At 65.9% G+C, this 18486-nt stretch carries 19 protein-coding genes; 8 read left to right on the top strand and 11 right to left on the bottom strand.

Annotated features, from left to right (window positions below; all coding sequences use genetic code 11):
- Positions 1-80: 80 nt before the first annotated feature.
- From dinB to PSELUDRAFT_RS04425, 4 genes are all read right to left on the bottom strand, one after another.
- On the bottom strand, positions 81-1169 hold the full coding sequence (dinB, locus tag PSELUDRAFT_RS04440; protein ID WP_088965694.1) for a DNA polymerase IV: 1089 nt from the start codon (positions 1167-1169) through the stop codon (positions 81-83).
- A 19-nt stretch (positions 1170-1188) separates the two neighbouring features.
- The gene (locus PSELUDRAFT_RS04435; RefSeq protein WP_088965693.1) at positions 1189-1491 is read right to left on the bottom strand and encodes a SelT/SelW/SelH family protein; all 303 of its coding nucleotides are present in this window, start codon (positions 1489-1491) and stop codon (positions 1189-1191) included.
- A gap of 397 nt (positions 1492-1888) precedes the next feature.
- Positions 1889-4618, bottom strand: coding sequence for an EAL domain-containing protein (locus PSELUDRAFT_RS04430; RefSeq protein ID WP_088965692.1), 2730 nt, complete (start codon positions 4616-4618; stop codon positions 1889-1891).
- Positions 4619-4813: 195 nt separating this feature from the next.
- Positions 4814-5293, bottom strand: coding sequence for a copper chaperone PCu(A)C (locus tag PSELUDRAFT_RS04425; protein ID WP_088965691.1), 480 nt, complete (start codon positions 5291-5293; stop codon positions 4814-4816).
- 62 nt (positions 5294-5355) lie between these two features.
- On the opposite strand from PSELUDRAFT_RS04425, the gene PSELUDRAFT_RS04420 reads away from it, so the two are divergent.
- The 4 genes from PSELUDRAFT_RS04420 to PSELUDRAFT_RS04405 all read left to right on the top strand — a co-directional run bounded on the left by PSELUDRAFT_RS04420 (position 5356) and on the right by PSELUDRAFT_RS04405 (position 8096).
- The gene (locus PSELUDRAFT_RS04420) at positions 5356-6342 is read left to right on the top strand and encodes an AraC family transcriptional regulator (protein ID WP_231895304.1); all 987 of its coding nucleotides are present in this window, start codon (positions 5356-5358) and stop codon (positions 6340-6342) included.
- A 78-nt stretch (positions 6343-6420) separates the two neighbouring features.
- Positions 6421-6888, top strand: coding sequence for a GFA family protein (locus tag PSELUDRAFT_RS04415; RefSeq protein WP_157725015.1), 468 nt, complete (start codon positions 6421-6423; stop codon positions 6886-6888).
- Between the two features lie 165 nt (positions 6889-7053).
- Positions 7054-7770, top strand: coding sequence for an AzlC family ABC transporter permease (locus PSELUDRAFT_RS04410; RefSeq protein WP_088965689.1), 717 nt, complete (start codon positions 7054-7056; stop codon positions 7768-7770).
- A complete protein-coding gene (locus PSELUDRAFT_RS04405; RefSeq protein WP_088965688.1) occupies positions 7767-8096 on the top strand; it encodes an AzlD domain-containing protein in 330 nt (109 codons plus the stop codon). The genes PSELUDRAFT_RS04410 and PSELUDRAFT_RS04405 overlap by 4 nt, the downstream gene beginning before the upstream one ends.
- Here the strand turns inward: PSELUDRAFT_RS04405 and PSELUDRAFT_RS04400 are convergent.
- Positions 8089-8952: a sterol desaturase family protein gene (locus tag PSELUDRAFT_RS04400; protein WP_231895303.1), complete on the bottom strand. Its 864-nt coding sequence runs from the start codon at positions 8950-8952 to the stop codon at positions 8089-8091. The two genes, PSELUDRAFT_RS04405 and PSELUDRAFT_RS04400, sit on opposite strands and share 8 nt — an antisense overlap.
- A 157-nt stretch (positions 8953-9109) precedes the next feature.
- On the opposite strand from PSELUDRAFT_RS04400, the gene PSELUDRAFT_RS04395 reads away from it, so the two are divergent.
- Complete coding sequence (locus tag PSELUDRAFT_RS04395; RefSeq protein WP_157725014.1) at positions 9110-9562, top strand: hypothetical protein; 453 nt, start codon at positions 9110-9112, stop codon at positions 9560-9562.
- On the top strand, positions 9549-10358 hold the full coding sequence (locus PSELUDRAFT_RS04390; protein ID WP_088965685.1) for a DUF2145 domain-containing protein: 810 nt from the start codon (positions 9549-9551) through the stop codon (positions 10356-10358). The genes PSELUDRAFT_RS04395 and PSELUDRAFT_RS04390 overlap by 14 nt, the downstream gene beginning before the upstream one ends.
- Here the strand turns inward: PSELUDRAFT_RS04390 and PSELUDRAFT_RS04385 are convergent.
- The 6 genes from PSELUDRAFT_RS04385 to PSELUDRAFT_RS04360 all read right to left on the bottom strand — a co-directional run bounded on the left by PSELUDRAFT_RS04385 (position 10352) and on the right by PSELUDRAFT_RS04360 (position 16359).
- Complete coding sequence (locus PSELUDRAFT_RS04385; protein WP_088965684.1) at positions 10352-10723, bottom strand: putative zinc-binding protein; 372 nt, start codon at positions 10721-10723, stop codon at positions 10352-10354. The two genes, PSELUDRAFT_RS04390 and PSELUDRAFT_RS04385, sit on opposite strands and share 7 nt — an antisense overlap.
- Before the next feature lie 108 nt (positions 10724-10831).
- Positions 10832-11926 (bottom strand): rod shape-determining protein RodA, encoded by a 1095-nt coding sequence (gene rodA, locus PSELUDRAFT_RS04380; protein ID WP_088965683.1) that lies wholly within the window; start codon positions 11924-11926, stop codon positions 10832-10834.
- A complete protein-coding gene (gene mrdA, locus PSELUDRAFT_RS04375; RefSeq protein WP_088965682.1) occupies positions 11907-13844 on the bottom strand; it encodes a penicillin-binding protein 2 in 1938 nt (645 codons plus the stop codon). The genes rodA and mrdA overlap by 20 nt, the downstream gene beginning before the upstream one ends.
- Positions 13845-13850: 6 nt before the next feature.
- A complete protein-coding gene (mreD, locus tag PSELUDRAFT_RS04370; protein ID WP_088965681.1) occupies positions 13851-14354 on the bottom strand; it encodes a rod shape-determining protein MreD in 504 nt (167 codons plus the stop codon).
- A 3-nt stretch (positions 14355-14357) separates the two neighbouring features.
- Entirely contained in the window at positions 14358-15266 is a 909-nt protein-coding gene (gene mreC, locus PSELUDRAFT_RS04365) for a rod shape-determining protein MreC (protein ID WP_088965680.1), read from the bottom strand.
- A 49-nt stretch (positions 15267-15315) separates the two neighbouring features.
- Positions 15316-16359: a rod shape-determining protein gene (locus PSELUDRAFT_RS04360; protein WP_088965679.1), complete on the bottom strand. Its 1044-nt coding sequence runs from the start codon at positions 16357-16359 to the stop codon at positions 15316-15318.
- A gap of 217 nt (positions 16360-16576) precedes the next feature.
- On the opposite strand from PSELUDRAFT_RS04360, the gene gatC reads away from it, so the two are divergent.
- On the top strand, positions 16577-16864 hold the full coding sequence (gene gatC, locus PSELUDRAFT_RS04355; RefSeq protein WP_088965678.1) for an Asp-tRNA(Asn)/Glu-tRNA(Gln) amidotransferase subunit GatC: 288 nt from the start codon (positions 16577-16579) through the stop codon (positions 16862-16864).
- Between the two features lie 73 nt (positions 16865-16937).
- Positions 16938-18389, top strand: coding sequence for an Asp-tRNA(Asn)/Glu-tRNA(Gln) amidotransferase subunit GatA (gene gatA / locus PSELUDRAFT_RS04350; RefSeq protein ID WP_088965677.1), 1452 nt, complete (start codon positions 16938-16940; stop codon positions 18387-18389).
- Positions 18390-18486: the final 97 nt, after the last annotated feature.

The raw sequence follows: 18486 nt of genomic DNA, 5'->3' as shown, positions 1-18486 counted from the left end.
GCAAGACTCCCCCTGATCCGCGCGGTTTTGTTCGCGCCGCTACGCTCTGCCCTCGGCGTGACACCGCCAAACGCCGCCGCTTATCCGGCGGCGTTGTCGTTGCTGCGGATGTCGAACAGTTGCAGCTGCTGCGGCACGCGCTGCGCCTCCTGCAGCCGCACGCCCACGCCCAGCAGCCGCACCGGGCGGTTGCCGCGGGCAAAGCCGGTGGCCAGCAGGTTGTCCAGTACTGCTTCATCCAGCTCGTGCGCCACGGTTTCCACCGTGGTCTGGGTGAAGTCGGCGAACTTGATCTTGATGTTCATGCCGCGAAACGGCGGGTTGCCGGCGCGGCGCAGCCGTTCGCGCAGCCGGGTGATCAGCGGCGGCAGCTCGGCACGGCAGGCGGCGAGATCGGGCAGGTCGCGGGTGTAGGTTTCTTCCACGCTTACCGATTTGCGCTCGTGCTCGGTGTGCACGCTGCGGTGGTCGATGCCGCGCGCCAGCTCGTACAGGTTTTTGCCGAACTTGCCGAAGCGGCGCAGCATCTCCAGCAGCTCCAGCTGCTGCAGGTCGCCGCAGGTGTGAAAGCCCTGCTGCTTGAGCTTGCCGGCGGTTACCTCGCCCACGCCCCAGATCTTTTCCACCGGCAGCACGCGCACGAAGTCGGCCACGTCCTGCGGCCGCACCAGGAACTGGCCGTCCGGCTTGTTCCAGTCGCTGGCGATCTTGGCCAGGAACTTGTTGGGTGCGATGCCGGCGGAGGCGGTGATGCCCACCTCGCTGCGGATGGCGTCGCGAATTTCGGCCGCCATCAGGCTGGCGCTGCCCTGGCAATGCGGTTGACCGCTCACGTCCAGGTAGGCTTCGTCCAGTGACAGCGGCTCGATCAGGCTGGTGTAGCGCTGGAAGATGGCATGCACCGCCTGGCTGGCGGCGCGGTAGCGGGCAAAGTCCGAGCCGACGATCAGCAGCTCCGGGCACAGCCGCATCGCCAGTGACGAGGGCATGGCGCTTTTCACGCCGAAGCGGCGCGCCACGTAGTTGCAGGTGGAGATCACCCCGCGCTGGCCGGGCTGGCCGCCCACCGCCAGCGGGATGTCGCGCCAGGCCGGGTTGTCGCGCATCTCCACCGCGGCGAAGAAACAGTCGCAGTCGATGTGGATGATCTTGCGTTGCACGGAGGACATGCTGCGGCCAACGTTGCGGCTAGTCGGCGGCTTTGTCGCTGTGGCCCAGCGACTTTTCCGGCGCCACGCGGTCGCGCACGCGCTGCTTCAGCTCCTTGATGTCGGGAAAGCCGCCGTCGCGGGCGCGGTCCCACAGCAGTTCGCCATCGACGCTGACCTGGAATACGCCGCCGCTGCCGGGTTGCAGCGCCACTTCGGCGAGGTCCTTCTCGAAGGTGGTAAGCAGCTCCTGCGCCATCCAGGCGGCGCGCAGCAGCCAGCGGCAGCCGGTGCAGTAGCGAATCGCCACGCGGGGCAGGGCAGGGGAAACGGTATCGGTCATGATGGCTGGCCAGCGCTGAAAACGACGATGTTACTGGTCCGGGCGGGGCCTGAAAACCGGGAGTTTGCTGCTGAAGGGGTATTTGTTCGGGATAAAGCTGACCGGGTGGTTAACCCGCGGAGGGACGTTGCATCGCCGCCTTGTTCCGCTTGATGTCTGTATTGTGTCTTATGTGGCCCATGTTGAGCTTGTCTCTCCTCCATCACCCGGTCTTTGGTAAACCTGGCGCAGTGCTGGAGGCGGCGATGCAACGTGAGGGGCAGTGTGCATCATGTTGGCGCATGCTGGGAAGCAAGGCGGTGAACTGTCTGCCGATGTTGCAGTGCACGATGTTACATCACTGCAACAATCTGTTGTGTTTGCTACAAGCTTTTGTCCGGAAATATCGTGTTCCGGGCTAGAGCGGCAATGGTTTTGCTTCAGCCAGGAACTGCTCCAGCGCACTGCCTGGCAGCGGGCGGCTGATCAGGTAGCCCTGCGCATAATCGCAGCCGTGCTGGGCGAGGAAGCGCGCTTGCTGGATGTTCTCGATGCCCTCACCGGTAACCGAGGCGCCCAGGGTGTGGCCCATGGCCACGATCATGCGCACCAGGTTGCTGCTGCTTTCGTTTTCCGGCACCAGGTCGAGGAACTGCTTGTCGATCTTGAGCTTTTCCACCGGGAAGCGGCGCAGGTAGCTGAACGAGGCATAGCCGGTGCCGAAGTCGTCAATGGCGATGGCGATGCCCTGCGCGCGCAGCTGCTGCAGGTTGCTGTCGATGGCCGGGGTGTTGCGCAGCGCCAGGCCTTCGGTCACCTCCAGCTCCAGCGCTTCGCCCGGCAGGTGGTGGGTGGCCAGGATCACGGCCACCACTTCGGCAAAGCGCGGGTCCTCCAGCTGCAGCAGCGATACGTTGATGGAGATGACGAAGTTGCTCAGGTACTGCTCGCGCCATTGCACGGCGTGGCGGATGCCTTCCTGCAGCACCCACTCGCCCAGCGCGTGGATGACGCCGGTTTCCTCCGCCAGCGGGATGAAGTCCACCGGCGAGATCAGGCCCAGTTCCGGGTGCTGCCAGCGCACCAGCGCCTCGGCACCGGCCACCTTGCCGGTTTTCAGCGACACATAGGGCTGGTAGTTCAGCAGCAGCTCGCCGCGCGGGGCGGCCTGGCGCAGGTCGGCCTGCAGCCGGTTGCGGCGGCGCCAGTTGCTGTTGATTTCCGGGTGGAAGCGCACCCAGCTGCCGGGGCTTTCGCGTGACAGCAGCAGCGCGGCCTCGGCGTTTTCCAGGATCGCCTCGGCCTCGTCGCAGTCGTGCGGGTAGATGGCCAGGCCCACGCTCAGGCGCAGGAACAGCGGCTGCCCCTGCACTTCCAGCGGCTTGGCCAGCTGGGTGGTGATGTCGTCCACGCGGCGCGACAGCTGCTCTTCGTCATTGCCCAGCAGTTGCAGCGCAAAGCGGTTGTCGGCGCAGCGCGCCACCATTTCGCCGTTGCCGATGCTTCCTTCCAGCCGGCGGCCCAGTTCGCGGATCACCAAATCGCCGTTGTCGCGGCCGAACAGCTCGTTGATGTTGGCCAGCCCTTCCACCGACAGCATCACGCAGCCCACCGGCTGTGCATCGCGCTGGCTGCTGTGCTGGCGCTGCTGCAGTAACTCATCCAGCTGCATCAGCAGGCGGATGCGGTTGGGCAGGCCGGTAAAGCGGTCGTAGTAGAACTGGCGGTACAGCTCGCCTTCGGCATGCAGGCGCGCGCGCGCCTCCATCACCAGGGCGATGATGTTGGCCGCAGCGCTGACGAAGTCGATTTCGTCCTGCAGCCATTCGCGGCGCGGGGTCTGCGATTCGACGCACAGGATGCCGTGGTGCATGCCGCCCACCATGATGGCGATGTCCAGCAGCGCGGTGACGCCGCGGGCGTACAGATAGTGCTGCAGCGACTGCAGCCGCGGGTCGTCCTCGATCTTGTTGCTGGCGAGCATGCCGGTGGCCAGCATGGCCTGCAGGTAGTCGCCGTGGTGGCTTTCATCCAGTATTTCGCCGCCCAGGCGCTCGCCGGTAAGGGTGTTGATGCCGGCCAGGCACTGCATTTCCTTTTGATCGCTGCTGAACTGCCACACGCTGACGCGCGAGATGTGCAGTGCCTGCGCCACCAGCGGCAGCACTTCGGACAGGTAGTCTTCCAGCTCCTGCTGGTCGTCGCGCCGCAGCGAGATCAACTGCTGCAGTGTCTGACCCTGCTGCTGTTTGCGTTCGGCCAGTTGTTGCTGGCGACGCTGCGAGCCCATGGCGGTGCGGATGACCAGCAGGCCCAGCAGCAGCATCATGATCAGCAGCAACAGGCTTTGCGGCAGCACGCGCTGCAGCAGCGCCTGGCCGGGGCTTTGCGCCGGCCAGCTCAGGTAGGCCAGCGTCTGGCCGCTGCTGTCTTTCAGCGGCAGCACTTCCTTCAGTTCCGGGTTCACCTGGCCGAAGTTCAGCGACAGGCTGCTCAGGCCGTAGGTATTGGCGATCTGCTGCTGCAGCTCGCTGTCCAGGTGGCGGGCGAACAGCAGGTAGCGCGGAATCGGGCCGACCGGCTGCTGCGGGTTTTCCGGGCTGATGCGCTGTAGTGACAGCATCAGCAGCCGGCTTTCCGGCTGGCCGGTCTGCAGGTTGAGCGCGTTGTACTGGATCAGCTGGCTGAACGGCTGGCCATACTGGTTGGCCGCAGCGTAGCGGTCGGCATTGCGCAGCAGCGCTTGCCACTGCGCCGGCGCCAGCGGCAGCAACTGGCTGGGCTGCGGCGCCAGGATGCCGTGGCGGCGGCCCAGCAGCACGCCGCGCTCCTTGTCGATCAGCAGCGCCAGCTGCACGCCCAGGTTGTGGTAGATGGAGGAGGTGAGGTTGTCGTTCAGCCAGGCGATATCCGGCTGCAGCGCATTGAGGTGCACTGCCATGTCGTTCCACACCGCGTAATCTGCCAGCGTGGTGGCCAGCTGCCGGCGCTGTTGCTGCAGTTCCAGCTCCAGCCCCTGCTGGATCATGTGATTGGAGGCGTTGTCCAGCTCGCGCGCGGCACTGCGCGCGATCTGCCAGATACCGGCCAGACCAAGCAACAACAGCAACAACAACAACAGCAGCGGGCGGAAACGTTTGATCAGCATGCTAGGCGCGTCGGAGCAGCGAAATTCGGCAAGGCGTCCAGCATAGCAGTTCGACAGGGGCTGACGCTGGGTATTGTTAAATTACCTTAACTAATCATGCCGGCGTTGTGGCACCGCCGGGCCACCATTCTGCGGATGCAACAAAGCCCTTGTGCGTGGCACAAGGGCTTGCTGTATAGAGCCTGGCTGCGCGGCTCAGTTCTTCATCGGCATGTCGCCGTGCTGCATCGGCAGATCGGCGCCGTCTTCCACCTTGACATCCACCTTCACCTCGCCGGCCTTCTCGAACTTCAGCGTCAGCGGAAAGTGGTCGCCGGCTTTGGCCTGCTGCTTGAGGTCCAGCAGCATCACGTGCACTCCGCCGGGAGCCAGTTTCACGGTTTCACCAGCGGCGATGGCTACGCCGCCTTCCAGCGGGCGCATGCGCATCACGCCGTTGTCGTTGCTGTGCTTGTGCAGTTCGGCGCGCGGGGCCTGGGGGGTGGTGATCGCCAGCAGGCGGTCGGCTTGCTGGCCCTTGTTGACGATGCTGAAGAACACCGCGGCGGCCGGGCTGGCCGGCGGCATGGCGCGGCTGTACGGGTGGATGATCTTGAGGTTGCCGACAGTGTATTCGTGCGCCATGGCCGGCAGCGACAGCAGGCAGGCCAGGGCCAGGGTGGCGAATGTGCGCATAAAACTTCCTTGGATTGCTGGGGGTGAACGTTGGCCGCAAGGCTACCACGCGGCCATGCGGGATGGCTGCGTCAAAACGTCGCAGCGCGTTGCCACCGGTATGGCCGCAGCCGGGCAAGATCGTTCAAGGCGCCGGCGCAGCGCTGTGCCAGAATGCGGTATCCACCTGCCGCCACACCGACATGTCCGCTCCCCGCCCCGAATACGCCCGCTTTTTCCGCGCCGATGACATCGCGCCGCTGGAATTGCTGGACGCCTTCTATACCAAGCAGGTGTTTGCCCCGCATTTCCACGAGGAATACGTGGTGAACACCCTGCATTGGGGCGCGCAGTCCTATTACTGGCATGGCGGCACCCATGTGGCCGGCCCCGGCTCGCTGATCCTGATCAACCCCGGCGAGGTGCACACCGGGGAGTCTGCCGACGAGGCCGGCTGGGGCTATCACGGCTACTACCCGTCGGCACAGCTGATGAGCGGGCTGGCAAGCCAGATTGCCGGCCGGGCGGTGGTGCCGTATTTCCGCGACACCGTGGTGTACGACCCGGAGCTGTGGCAGCGGTTGTGGCAGTTGCAGCCGCTGCTGCGCGACAGTGCCGACTGGCTGCTGCGCGAAAGCGTGCAGCAGGAGGTGTTTGCCGCGGTGCTCACCCGCCACATGGCGGTGCGCGAAATGGCATTGCCGGCGGCCCAGCCCGCCTTGCAGCGGGTGCGCGAGCTGCTGGCCGACCGGCTGGCCGACAATCTGTCGCTGCAGCAGCTGGCCGACGAGGCCGGCCTGTCCCCCTGGCATCTGAACCGGCGCTTTCGCCAGCAGTACGGCCTGCCGCCGGTGGCCTGGCGCAACCAGCTGCGCGTGGCGCGCGCCCGTGCCCTGCTGGCGCAGGGTATGGCCGCGGCCTCGGTGGCCAGCCAGCTGGGCTTTGCCGACCAGCCGCAGCTGACGCGCGCCTTCCGCGCCGCGCTGGGCATTACCCCGGCCGCCTACCAGCGCACGCTGCGCGGCGAGCGCAAGATCGTTCAAGCCGGCGGGCAGCCGGCACTGCCATAGTCGGGCAACTGAACAGCCTGTTCTGCCGCCCGCCCGCGGCGACATGCCAGAATGGCGTTTTGCTTGCGGGAGGCAGCAATGCAGAGCTTTCATGGCCAGTGCCAGTGTGGCGCCGTGCGTTACCGGGTGCGGGGTGAAGTGGCCACCGTGTTTGCCTGCCATTGCCGCGACTGTCAGCGACAGTCCGCCAGTGCCTTCGGCATGGCGCTGTGGCTGCGGTCACCGGAGTTGTCGTTGCTGCAGGGGCAGTTGCAGTGCTGGCAGCGGCGCACACCGTCCGGCCGGGTGATGGATTGCCATTTCTGCGCGCAGTGCGGCAACCGGCTGTTCCACCGCACCGAGGGCGCGGGCGACATACTCAGCATCAAGCCTGGCTCGCTGGACGAGTCTGCCGGCCTGCAGCCGGTGGCGCATATCTGGACCGACAGCGCGCCAGCCTGGTGGCAGCCGCCGGCCGGTGTGCCGTGCTACCCGGGCAACCCGCCCTCGTGGGATGCCCTGCTGCAGGCCTGGCGTGAGTACGCCGCGGCTTGCGGCCAACCTTAGCGCCTGTGCACGATCTGCTGCGCGTCGTGAAACGTTGCACGGTGAGTACGGCTTCGAAATGCGCATTGACGTCATGTCAATTCCGCTTGCTCAGCCGTTTTCGCCCTGTCTCGCTCTCGCGCACGAGATCGTGAACAGGCTTGTAGAACCAACAGGAGTCTTCTCATGCATTCCCCTCGCAGCGCGTCGATGGCCGGCGTTCGCGACACCATTCCCATGCTGGTGGGCGCCGCGCCCTTCGGCGTGATCTTCGGCACCCTGGCCATTGCCAGCGGTATTCCGGTGTGGGCCACGCTGGCGTTGTCGGCGCTGGTGTTCGCCGGCTCGTCGCAGTTCGTTGCCGTCGGCCTGATCGGCGGCGGCGTGGCACTGCCGGTGCTGTGGCTCACCACCTTTGTGGTCAACCTGCGCCATGCGCTGTACAGCGCCACGCTGCTGCCGCATGCGCGCCACCTGCCGGCCCGCTGGCGCTGGCCGCTGGCGTTCTGGCTCACCGACGAAACCTTCGCCGTGGTGGAGCATCGCCTGCGCGAGCACGGCGACGACATGGCCGGCGCCTGGTACTGGCTGGGTTCCTCGCTGGCCATGTACCTGAACTGGCAGTTCTGGACCATCGGCGGCGTGCTGCTGGGCAAGAGCGTGCCCGGCCTTGCCGAGCTGGGGCTGGACTTTGCCATGGTGGCCACCTTTGCCGCCATCGTGGCGCCGCAGCTGCGGCAGCGCCCGGTGCTGCTGGCGGCGCTGCTGGCCGGCGCGGTGGCACTGCTGGCGCGCGGGCTGCCGTACAAGCTGGGGCTGATGCTGGCCGCGGCGGCCGGCGTGGGCGGCGGGGTGCTGGCCGAATGCCTGGCCGGTGAAAAAACCGGGGAGCAGCAGGCATGAATCTGACGACGCAACAATTGCTGCTGGCCATCGCCGGCATGCTGGTGGTGACCTACGGCATCCGCCTGAGCTTCCTGGTATTCGGCCACCGGCTGGCGTTTCCGCACTGGCTGGAGCGCAGCCTGCGCTACGTGCCGGCGGCGGTGCTCACCGCGCTGATCGTGCCGATGGCGCTGGCGCCGCACGGCGACATCGAGCTGTCGCTGGGCAACGCCTACCTGCCGGGCACGCTGGCCGCCGGCGCACTGGCCTTCTTCACCCGCCGCACCCTGCTGGCCATCATCGGCGGCTTCGTGGTGTACGGGCTGTGGCGCTGGCTCATGTAGCCCTGCTTGCCGCCTGCCGGTCGGCGGCGCGCTCGGCGGCTTCCGGCGCGCCGAACAGCAGCGTCAGCCGTGCGCGCCAGCTGCGTGCGGCCAACGTTTCGCGCAGCATGTCGCGCCACTCCACCACGTTCACCCATAGCGGGTTGACGCTGTGCACCGGCTTCACCGTGCCGTAGCGGCAGGGCTCGTCGGCAGTTTCCGCCACGTAGCTGCCGAACAGCCGGTCCCAGATCACCAGCACGCCGGCGTAGTTGTGGTCGATGTAGCGCGGGTTCTGCGCGTGGTGGCTGCGGTGGATGGATGGCGTGTTGAACAGGTATTCCAGCCAGCCCAGTTTGGGCAGCGCCTGGGTGTGCACGAAAAACTGGAAGGCGAGGTTGAGCAGCACCACGGCCACCACCTGCTGCGGCGCAAAGCCCAGCCAGGCCAGCGGCAGCCAGAACGCCCACATGCCGGCCAGCGGGTACAGCACGCTCTGGCGGAAGGCGGTGGACAGGTTCAGGCGCGTGGAGCTGTGATGCACGCTGTGCGCCGCCCACAACCAGCGCACGCGGTGGCTGGCGCGGTGAAACCAGTAGTAGAGGAAATCCTGCGCCAGGAACAGCAGCAGCGTGCCGCCCCAGCCGCCGGGCGGCGTGAACAGCCGGTGCTGGTACAGCAGCTGGTACAGCGGAATCACCAGCAGCCAGGCCAGCTTGTCGGCGCCCTGGTGCAACAGCGCCAGGCCGGCATTGCACAGCGTATCCGGCCAGCTGTAGACATCGGCGCGGCCGCGGCGGCGCCAGTAGACCATCTCCCAGGCCACACAGGCCAGAAACACCGGCGCCAGCGCCAGCAGCAGCAATTCCACTTGCATGCCCATCTCCTCGTGTTGGCCGCACTGCGTGGCGCGGCCTTGTTTAGAGTTCGGGCTCTATAGTGGCGGTTGGCATCAATGATTGCAACAGACGTTTGATTTGTCTTGCGCAGCGGTAATGTCGTTGTCGTATCATGCCGTTTTCATGGAGGTGACGATGAACGCAAGAAAATGGTGTGCCGCTGTGCTGATGGTGACCAGCCTGCAGGGCTGGGCCGGGTCGCTGGACTTCAATCCTTCGGAGAAAGTGGCTGTCGGGCTGCTGTCCATCATCGCCACCCCGGTCGGGTTGGTGAAGGGCAGTGCCGAAGGGCGGCCGTTCACCGGGTCGATGCTGCCGGTGATCGGCACCGTCTTCGTGGTGACCGGCGTGGTGGAGGCCAGCGGCAGTGGTGTGCGGGTGCTGCTGGAAGGCGCCAAGGACGGCAGCAAGCTGGCGCTGGACATGTCCAAGTCGGCGTTCCAGGCGTCCGGCACCGCAATCGGCGTCACGGTACAGGCTTCGGCCACCGCCAGCGGCACGCTGCTGGTGGCATCCGGCAAGGTGCTGGCCTTCATTCCGAATGCGGTGGGCGAGGCGCTGCTGGAGCATAGCCATGTGCCGTCGTAAGCTGCTGACCGGCGCCGCCCTGCTGCTGGCCTGCCTGGCCGCGCCGGCGCAGGCCGGGCGCTCCTGCGAGGAAAAACAGCTGTCGCCGGATACCTTCCGCCTGGCGCTGGCAACCGCGCAGCAGGCGCAGCAGCGGCTGGAGCAGCTGGGTACGCCGGTGGCCATCATCGGGCGGGTGGGGCAGGATCTCAGCAAGTACGGCTTGCGCTACACCCATGCCGGCATCGTCTACCGTGCCGGTGACGGTCGCTGGCGGGTGGCGGAGCTGCTGAACGAGTGTGGCAGCGACCGGGCGGAGCTGTGGTACGACGGGCTGGGGACTTTCTTCCTCGATGACATGTACGCCTTCGATACGGTGCTGCTGGTGCCGCCGTCGGCACTGGCCAAAAGCCTGGGCGAGCGGCTGCAGGATGGCGCGCTGCTGCGCACCATGTTTTCCACCCGCTACAGCCTGACCGCCTATCCGTTTGCCACCCGCTACCAGAACTCCAATGCCTGGGTGCTGGAAACGCTGGCGGCGGCCAGTACCGGCAACCATCTGTATACCCGCGAGCAAAGCCAGCAGTGGCTGCAGAAAAACGGCTACCAGCCCACCGAGCTGAACCTGGGGGCGCTGACCCGCCTTGGCGGCCGCATGTTCAAGGCCAACGTCGCCTTTGACGACCACCCCAACGAGTTGCGTTACAGCGACCGCATCCGCACGGTGACGGTGGACTCCATCATCCAGTTCTTCATGGCCCGCAACGAAGGCTGGCAGGTGGAGGAGGTCGCGGCGCCGGTGTTGAAGCGCTACTGATGCAGCGCGCTGGCCACGGCGCTGAGCAGCGGCCACAGCCGCTCGGCGTCGCCGGCCTCGAAGTCGGCGTGCTTGCGCTTTTTCACGCCGTGCCTGGAAAGGTCGATGTGCGTATCCGCCACTACGCCAGCCTGGGTCAGGCAGCCCTGCACGCAGGCCAGCGGGCAGCCGTCCAGTGCCAGGATGCGCCTGCCGCTGCGGGCCATGCGCAGCAGCGCCGGCACCTGGCCGCCGACGCCGGCGATGCAGGACATCTCGGCCAGGCCGGCGCGGGTGAGGCGCAGCGCAAAATGGTTGGCCAGCTGCGCGGCATTGGAGCAGCCGGAGCAGGCGTAAACCAGGGGCAGGCGGGGATCGGGCTTCATGCGCAGAGCCTAGCGGCTGGGTACGGCGGCGGCCATTGGCCGCATGGACTAGGCCGAAAGGCGATGCGGCCAACCTTGGGGTTGGCCGCATCAGGGGAACAGCGTGGCTTAGCGGTTGCGGTTGCCGATACTCATCAGCATGCCCAGCGCCACCGCCAGCGACACCGTGGCGGTGCCGCCGTAGGACATGAACGGCAGCGGCACGCCCACCACCGGCAGGATGCCGGCCACCATGCCCATGTTCACGAAGGCATAGACGAAGAAGGACATGGTGATGGCGCCGGCCAGCAGGCGGCCGTATAGCGTCTGCGCGCGGGCGGTGATCATCATGCCGCGGCTGATGATGCACAGGTACAGCACCACCAGGGTGAGGTTGCCGATCAGGCCGAATTCCTCGGAGTACACCGCGAAGATGAAGTCGGTAGTCCGCTCCGGGATGTAATCGAGGTGGGTCTGGCTGCCATTGAGCCAGCCCTTGCCCCACGGCCCGCCGGAGCCGATGGCGATCATCGACTGGATGATGTGGTAGCCGTCGCCCAGCGGGTCCTGCATCGGGTCGATCAGCGTCAGGATGCGGCGGCGCTGGTAGTCGTGCATCAGGTTCCATACCACCGGCAGGCTGGCGGCAAACGCCACCAGGCCGCCGATGATCACCTTCCACGACAGGCCGGCGAAGAACAGCACGAAGAAGCCGGCACCCATGATCAGCACCGCGGTGCCGAGGTCAGGCTGCTTGAGCACCAGCGCGCTGGGCACCAGGATCAGCAGTGCCGCCACGATGTAATGGCGCCAGTTGAGCGTGGTTTCGTATTTCTGGAAGAACCAGGCCAGCATCATCGGTACCGCGATCTTCATGATCTCCGACGGCTGGATGCGCACGATGCCGAGGCTCAGCCAGCGCCGCGAGCCGTTGACGCTCACCCCGAACAGCGCCACGCCGATCAGCAGCATCACTCCCACCGCGTATAGCGGTGGGGCGAAGTTCATCACCGCCTGCGGACGCGCCTTGGCCAGCGCCCACATCACCATCAGCGACAGCATGGTGTAGGCCACCTTGTTGTCGAGCTTGTACCAGCTCTGGTTGGAGGCGGAGTACAGCACCAGCATGCTGAGGATGAACACGCCGCCCAGGAAGGCCAGTAGCCAGCCGTCGAACGGCTCGGCAATCGCGCTCAGGATGCGCTTAACGAGCGGCTGATGCATCGCGTGCTCCTTGCGAAATCTTGGCCGGCACCGACTGCAGCTGGCCTTCCAGCTCTGCCGGCACCTTGCCGGTGATGGCAAAGTCGGTCACCGCGCGCGCAATCGGCGCGGCGCTGGTGGCGCCGAAGCCGGCGTTTTCCACGATCACGGCAATGGCGATGCGCGGGTTTTCCACCGGGGCGAAGGAAATGAACCAGGAGTGGTCGCGGTACTGCTCGGCCAGCGCGCCGGCGTTGTACTTGGCACCCTGCTTGATCTGCACCACCTGCGCGGTACCGGTCTTGCCGGCCATGCTGTATGACAGGCCCACACCGACGCGCGCCGCGGTGCCGCCGGCCTGCAGCACTGCGCGCATGCCTTCCTTCACCGTGCTGAAGTATTCCGGCTTGAATGCCAGCACGCGGGCCGGCTGTGCATCGATCTGGCGTTCCTTGCCGCTGCGGGCATCCACGATCTTCTCCACCAGGTGCGGCTTGAACGCCTTGCCGTTGTTGGCCAGGATGGCGGTGGCGTTGGCCATCTGCAGCGGGGTGTAGGCGTTGAAGCCCTGGCCGATGCCCACGCTCACCACGTCGGCCGGGTACCAGCGGCCAACCTCGGGGCGGTACTTGGCAAAGCGCTTGGCTTTCCATTCCTTGCTCGGCAGTACCCCGGCCGCTTCGTTGTCCAGGTCGATACCGGTTTTCTGCCCCAGGCCGAACTGGCCGATCGTCTGCATGCGGTCGATGCCCATTTCCCACGCCAGGCGGTAGAAATAGGTATCACTGGATACCGCGATGGCACGTTGCAGGTTCACCATGCCGTGGCCGCTGGGCACCGAGTCGCGGAACTGGTGGTTGGAGCCCGGCAGCACGAAATAGCCGGGGGCCGGGCGCAGCTCGGTGGGGCTGAGCACACCGGCCTGCAGTGCGGCCATGGAGAAGAACGGCTTGAAGGTGGAGCCCGGCGGGTACAGGCCGCGCAGCGCACGGTTCACCAGCGGCTTCTGCCAGTCTTCGTTCAGCGTTTTCCAGGTGGCGGCATCCACGCCGTCGATGAACAGGTTGGGGTCGAAGCCGGGTTTGGAGACGAAGGCCAGGATGCCGCCGGTCTGCGGGTCGATGGCCACCAGCGCGCCGCGGCGGTTGCCGAACAGCTTGTCGGCGATTTCCTGGATGCGGATGTCCAGCGCCAGCTGCAGGTTGTTGCCATGCACCGGCGGTGTGCGGCGCAGGCTGCGCACCGCGCGGCCGTTGGCATCGGTTTCCATTTCCTCGAAACCGTTGCTGCCGTGCAGCTCCTGCTCATAGGTGGCTTCCAGCCCCAGCTTGCCGATGTGGGTGGCGCCGCGGTAGTTGGCCAGCGTGCCTTCCTCGTCCATCTGGTCCTGGTCTTGCTGGTTAATGCGGCCGATATAGCCCAGCACGTGGCTGGTCAGCTCCTTGTACGGGTAGTCGCGGAACAGCCAGGCGCGCACTTCCACGCCGGGAAAGCGCCAGGCGTTCACCGCCAGGCGGGCGGCTTCCTCGTCGGTGAGCTTCAGCTTGAGCGGCACCGGCTCGAATTCCTTGCTCTCCGCCAGCAGCTTGCGGAAGCGGCGCTCGTCGCGCGGGGTGATGTCGATCAGCTGGCCCAGTGCCTTTACCGTGCCTTCCAGGTCCGGAATCTTCACCGGGGTGAGTTCCAGCGTATAGGCGGAGTGGTTCTGCGCCAGGATCACGCCGTTGCGATCCAGGATCAGCCCGCGGTTGGGCTGCACCGGCACCAGCGAGATACTGTTGTTCTGCGCCAGGGTGGCGAAGTGGTCGTACTGCATCACCTGCAGCCAGACAAAGCGCAGCGCCAGCACCAGCAGCATCGCTACCACCAGGCCATAGGCGATCAGCAGGCGCAGCTGGAACTGGCTTTCTTCGGTTTGCGGGTCTTTCAGGCGGGACATCGGTGCTTACACGCTGTGGTGGCGGTAGGGCAGCAGCAGCAGCTTGTTGAGCAGCGGCCACAGCAGGGCGCCCACCAGTGGCGGCAGGAAGTAGCTCCAGCCGACGAAGGCGGCGCCGGTGGCCAGCCGCGCCAGTACCATGATCAGCTGGTTGGCCTCCAGCATGGCCAGGATCACCAGTGCCTGCTGTCCGAGGTTGAACATCACCAGCTGGCGCTGGCGCAGCAGCACCAGGTAGGCGGTGATGCTGTAGGCCAGCGCGTGCTGGCCGAACAGGCCGGTGGTGGCCACATCGGTGATCAGGCCCAGCAGGAAGGCCATGCCGATGCCGATGCGCCGCGGCTGGTTCAGCGCCCAGTACAGGATCAGCATGGCAACGAAGTCCGGCAGCCAGCGGGTAGAGCCCACCGGCAGCGGCATCAGTTCCAGCAGCAGGGCAATGGCAAAGGTCAGCGTGATGAAGCGGCGACGGATCGGCTTGAGCAGTGCCTGCGGTCGTTCGTAGCTCATGGTCTAGCCTGCATCGTCTTCATTGCTGGGTTTCTTCTTCTTGCTGGCCGGTTCCGGCAGCGGGGCCGGCTGTGGCGGGCGCAGCGGTTGTTCCGGCATCACCATCACGTAGCGGCTGGACTGCACGCCGGCCAGGCTCTGGCACAGCACGCGGGCAAAGGCGGCGCCGGCCGGGCGGTCCACGTGGGTGACGCGCGCCACCGGGATGCCGGCCTGGTACATGCCGTCGAGGCCGGAGGTTACCAGCTCGTCGCCGGGGCGGATGTCGGACGAGGCCGACAGGTAGCGCACCTCGATGCCGCCACCGTAGCCGTACAGCAGGGTGCGCTGGCTGGTGCGCAGGTTCATCACCGGCACCATCTCGTTCTTGTTGACGATCAGCGTGATCTCGGAGGTCAGCGGCTGCACGCGGGTAACCTGGCCGATCAGGCCGATTTCATCGATCACCGGCAGCCCGGCCTTGACGCCGGCATCCTGCCCCTTGTCGATGATGATCTTGTAGCTGAACGGGTCACGCGCGGTGTACAGCACCTCGGCCAGCTGGCCGCCTTCGCTGCGGCCAACCTTGAGCTGGTTCAGCGCCTTGAGCTGGGCCAGTTCGCGTTCCAGCGACTGCAGCCGCATCAGGCGGCCGGACTGCGCCAGCTCCACGCTGCGCAGGCGGTCGTTGTCCTGTTTCAGCTCGGCCTGGGTCACGAAGAAGTCCCCGATGTGCCGGCCGGCCGCCAACGGCAGGTTGGCGGCGCGCTGCACCGGGTACAGCAATACCGAAATGGCATTGCGCGCGCGATCCATCAGGCCGAAATGGCTGTCGCCGATCAACAGGGCGATGGAAGCGAGCACGCAAAGCGTCAGGCGCCCGGCAGGGCTCAGGCCCTGGTTGGCGAAGCTCGGGGTATTGGCGAAGTTCATGCAGCCACGCACCGCCCGTGGCCGGGCGGTGCCTCATCGGAAGGGGCGATTAAGGTACGTTGGTGAAGATGGTGCCAACCTTGTCCATCTTGTCCAGCGCCTTGCCGGAGCCGCGTACCACGCAGGTCAGCGGTTCTTCGGCCACGAATACCGGCAGGCCGGTCTCTTCGGCCAGCAGGCGGTCGATGTCTTTCAGCAGCGCGCCACCGCCGGTCAGCACCATGCCCTTGTCGGCGATATCGGCGCCCAGTTCCGGCGGGGTCTGTTCCAGGGCGATCTTCACCGCGGACACGATCTGGTTCAGCGGTTCGGTCAGCGCTTCCAGGATTTCGTTGCTGGAAACGGTGAAGGCGCGCGGAATGCCTTCGGCCAGGTTGCGGCCCTTCACTTCCATTTCCTTCACCTCGGTGCCCGGGAAGGCGGAGCCGATGGTTTTCTTGATTTCCTCGGCGGTGGTTTCGCCGATCAGCATGCCGTAGTTGCGGCGGATGTAGTTGATGATGGCTTCATCAAACTTGTCGCCACCCACGCGTACCGAATTGGAGTACACCACGCCGCCCAGCGAGATCACGCCCACCTCGGTGGTGCCGCCACCGATGTCCACCACCATGGAACCGGTCGGGTCTTCCACCGGCAGGCCGGCACCGATGGCGGCAGCCATCGGTTCTTCGATCAGCTCGACGCGGCGCGCACCGGCGGCCAGCGCGGAATCCTTGATCGCACGGCGTTCCACCTGGGTGGAGCCGCACGGTACGCAGATCACGATGCGCGGGCTGGCGGCGAAGAAGCGGTTCGGGGTGACTTTCTTGATGAACTGCTTGAGCATCTGTTCGGTCACGGTGAAGTCGGCGATCACGCCGTCCTTCATCGGGCGGATCGCCTGGATGCTGCCCGGGGTACGGCCCAGCATGCGCTTGGCTTCCAGGCCCACGGCCAGGATGGATTTCTTGTTGGTGGGCGCATCGTTGTGAATGGCCACTACCGAAGGCTCGTCGAGCACGATGCCTTTGCCGCGCATGTAGATCAGGGTGTTGGCCGTGCCAAGGTCGATGGCCAGATCGTTGGAAAAGTAGCCGGTGAGCGAACGAAACATGTGGCGATCCTGAATTGAATGTTTGGTGGGTGCCGGCACAACTGGCGCCTGGACCCGGTGGCGGTATTGGTCATTTTGCAGGCGATAAGGTTCAACAGCCGTGAAGCTTGCGAAACCCGCCCGGCTAGCCTGCGCAACGGCCGGTATTCTTGGGTGAATCAAACCAGTTATGATACCCTACAAAGCTTGAATTATTAAAGGTTTTGACGAGGGTGTCATGTCGCTGACTCATGAGGATGTTGCGCGAATCGCGCGCCTGTCCCGCATCGCCGTAACCGACGCCGAAATCGAGGCTGTCGGCACGCAGCTGAACAATATTCTGGGCCTGATCGAACAGATGCAGGCCGTCAATACCGACGGTATCGAGCCGATGGCGCATCCGCAGGATGTCAGCCTGCGCCTGCGCGAGGACGCGGTGACCGAGCCTGATCGCCGCGACGCCTGCCAGGCGGTGGCGCCGCAGGTGGAAAAGGGCCTGTTCCTGGTGCCCAAGGTAATCGAATAACGCGGCCAGCCCTGGCCGTTCTGCATGGCGGCAGCCATGCGCTTATGTCATTCCGGACGGAAATCAACACACAATGATTAACGCCACGCTGAAACAGCTTTCCGCGCAACTGGCCGCCGGCCAGTTGAGCGCCGTCGAGCTGGCAACCGCCTATCTCGACCGTATCGATGCACTCAACCCGCAGCTGAACGCCTTCATCACCGTCGACCGCGCCAAGTCGCTGGCCGAGGCCGCCGCCGCCGATGCGCGCCGCGCCGCCGGCACAGCCGGTGCACTCACCGGCGTGCCCATCGCGCACAAGGACATCTTCTGCCAGCAGGGCTGGAAGACCAGCTGCGGCTCGAAGATGCTGGACAACTTCATCTCGCCGTACAGCGCGCACGTGATCGAGCAGTGCCAGGCCGCCGGCCTGGTGACGCTGGGCCGCGCCAATATGGACGAGTTCGCCATGGGCTCCTCCAACGAGAACAGCTTCTACGGCGCGGTGAAGAACCCGTGGGACCTGAACGCCATTCCCGGCGGCTCCTCCGGCGGTTCCGCTGCGGCCGTTGCCGCGCGCCTGGCGCCGGTGGCCACCGCCACCGATACCGGCGGCTCCATCCGCCAGCCGGCCAGCCACTGCGGCGTGACCGGCATCAAGCCCACCTACGGCGTGGTATCGCGCTTCGGCATGGTGGCCTACGCCAGCTCGCTGGATCAGGGCGGGGTGATGGCGCAGACCGCCGAGGACTGCGCGCTGATGCTGAACGTGATGGCCGGTTTCGACGAGCGCGACTCCACCAGCCTGGAACGCGCCAAGGAAGACTACAGCCGCGAGCTGGCGCAGCCGCTGGCCGGCCTGCGCGTCGGCCTGCCGCGTGAATACTTCGCCGCCGGCCTGGCTGGCGACGTTGGCCGCATCATCGACGGCGCCGTGGCCGAGCTGAAGAAGCTGGGCGCCGAGGTGGTGGAAGTGAGTCTGCCCAACACCCAGCTGTCGATCCCGGCCTACTACGTGATCGCCCCGGCGGAAGCCTCCGCCAACCTGTCGCGCTTCGACGGTGTGCGCTACGGCCACCGCGCCAGCGAGTACAAGGACCTGGTGGACATGTACGAGAAGACCCGCGCCGAAGGTTTCGGCAGCGAGGTGAAGCGCCGCATCATGGTGGGCACCTATGTACTGAGCCACGGCTACTACGACGCCTACTACATCAAGGCGCAGAAGATCCGCCGCCTGATCGCCGAGGACTTCAAGGCCGCCTTCGCCAGCTGCGACGTGATCCTGGGCCCGGTGGCGCCTACCGCCGCTTTCAACCTGGGCGAGAAATCCGGCGACCCGGTGCAGATGTACCTGTCGGACATCTACACCCTGTCGGTGAACCTGGCCGGCCTGCCGGCAATGAGCGTACCGGCCGGCTTCAGCGACAACGGCCGCCCGGTGGGTCTGCAGATCATCGGCAACTACTTTGGCGAGGCGCGCATGCTGAACGTGGCGCACCAGTTCCAGCAGGCGACAGACTGGCATAACCGCGCTCCGGCGCTGTAAACGCCTGTTCACGATCTGCTGCGCGTCGTGAGGGGTGGCACGGTGAGGGCATCTTCGGAATGCTCATTGACGCCATGTCAACTCCGCTTCCTCAGCC

It is taken from the genome of Vogesella sp. LIG4 (assembly GCF_900090205.1).
Taxonomy (GTDB): domain Bacteria; phylum Pseudomonadota; class Gammaproteobacteria; order Burkholderiales; family Chromobacteriaceae; genus Vogesella.
Note: the sequence above shows the minus strand (reverse complement) of the source record. Positions and strands in the feature narration are given on the sequence as shown.

What these genes read in the sequence shown, in the direction of transcription:
- PSELUDRAFT_RS04400 (WP_231895303.1), bottom strand. Translation starts at nt 8,952, where the DNA reads ATGCAAGTGGAATTGCTGCTGCTGGCGCTGGCGCCGGTGTTTCTGGCC.
- mreD (WP_088965681.1), bottom strand. Translation starts at nt 14,354, where the DNA reads ATGAGCTACGAACGACCGCAGGCACTGCTCAAGCCGATCCGTCGCCGC.
- PSELUDRAFT_RS04390 (WP_088965685.1), top strand. Translation starts at nt 9,549, where the DNA reads ATGTGCCGTCGTAAGCTGCTGACCGGCGCCGCCCTGCTGCTGGCCTGC.
- dinB (WP_088965694.1), bottom strand. Translation starts at nt 1,169, where the DNA reads ATGTCCTCCGTGCAACGCAAGATCATCCACATCGACTGCGACTGTTTC.
- PSELUDRAFT_RS04420 (WP_231895304.1), top strand. Translation starts at nt 5,356, where the DNA reads ATGGCTGCGTCAAAACGTCGCAGCGCGTTGCCACCGGTATGGCCGCAG.
- PSELUDRAFT_RS04415 (WP_157725015.1), top strand. Translation starts at nt 6,421, where the DNA reads ATGCAGAGCTTTCATGGCCAGTGCCAGTGTGGCGCCGTGCGTTACCGG.
- gatC (WP_088965678.1), top strand. Translation starts at nt 16,577, where the DNA reads ATGTCGCTGACTCATGAGGATGTTGCGCGAATCGCGCGCCTGTCCCGC.
- PSELUDRAFT_RS04435 (WP_088965693.1), bottom strand. Translation starts at nt 1,491, where the DNA reads ATGACCGATACCGTTTCCCCTGCCCTGCCCCGCGTGGCGATTCGCTAC.
- mrdA (WP_088965682.1), bottom strand. Translation starts at nt 13,844, where the DNA reads ATGTCCCGCCTGAAAGACCCGCAAACCGAAGAAAGCCAGTTCCAGCTG.
- PSELUDRAFT_RS04430 (WP_088965692.1), bottom strand. Translation starts at nt 4,618, where the DNA reads ATGCTGATCAAACGTTTCCGCCCGCTGCTGTTGTTGTTGTTGCTGTTG.
- PSELUDRAFT_RS04395 (WP_157725014.1), top strand. Translation starts at nt 9,110, where the DNA reads ATGAACGCAAGAAAATGGTGTGCCGCTGTGCTGATGGTGACCAGCCTG.
- PSELUDRAFT_RS04405 (WP_088965688.1), top strand. Translation starts at nt 7,767, where the DNA reads ATGAATCTGACGACGCAACAATTGCTGCTGGCCATCGCCGGCATGCTG.
- PSELUDRAFT_RS04410 (WP_088965689.1), top strand. Translation starts at nt 7,054, where the DNA reads ATGCATTCCCCTCGCAGCGCGTCGATGGCCGGCGTTCGCGACACCATT.
- gatA (WP_088965677.1), top strand. Translation starts at nt 16,938, where the DNA reads ATGATTAACGCCACGCTGAAACAGCTTTCCGCGCAACTGGCCGCCGGC.
- PSELUDRAFT_RS04425 (WP_088965691.1), bottom strand. Translation starts at nt 5,293, where the DNA reads ATGCGCACATTCGCCACCCTGGCCCTGGCCTGCCTGCTGTCGCTGCCG.
- PSELUDRAFT_RS04385 (WP_088965684.1), bottom strand. Translation starts at nt 10,723, where the DNA reads ATGAAGCCCGATCCCCGCCTGCCCCTGGTTTACGCCTGCTCCGGCTGC.
- mreC (WP_088965680.1), bottom strand. Translation starts at nt 15,266, where the DNA reads ATGAACTTCGCCAATACCCCGAGCTTCGCCAACCAGGGCCTGAGCCCT.
- PSELUDRAFT_RS04360 (WP_088965679.1), bottom strand. Translation starts at nt 16,359, where the DNA reads ATGTTTCGTTCGCTCACCGGCTACTTTTCCAACGATCTGGCCATCGAC.
- rodA (WP_088965683.1), bottom strand. Translation starts at nt 11,926, where the DNA reads ATGCATCAGCCGCTCGTTAAGCGCATCCTGAGCGCGATTGCCGAGCCG.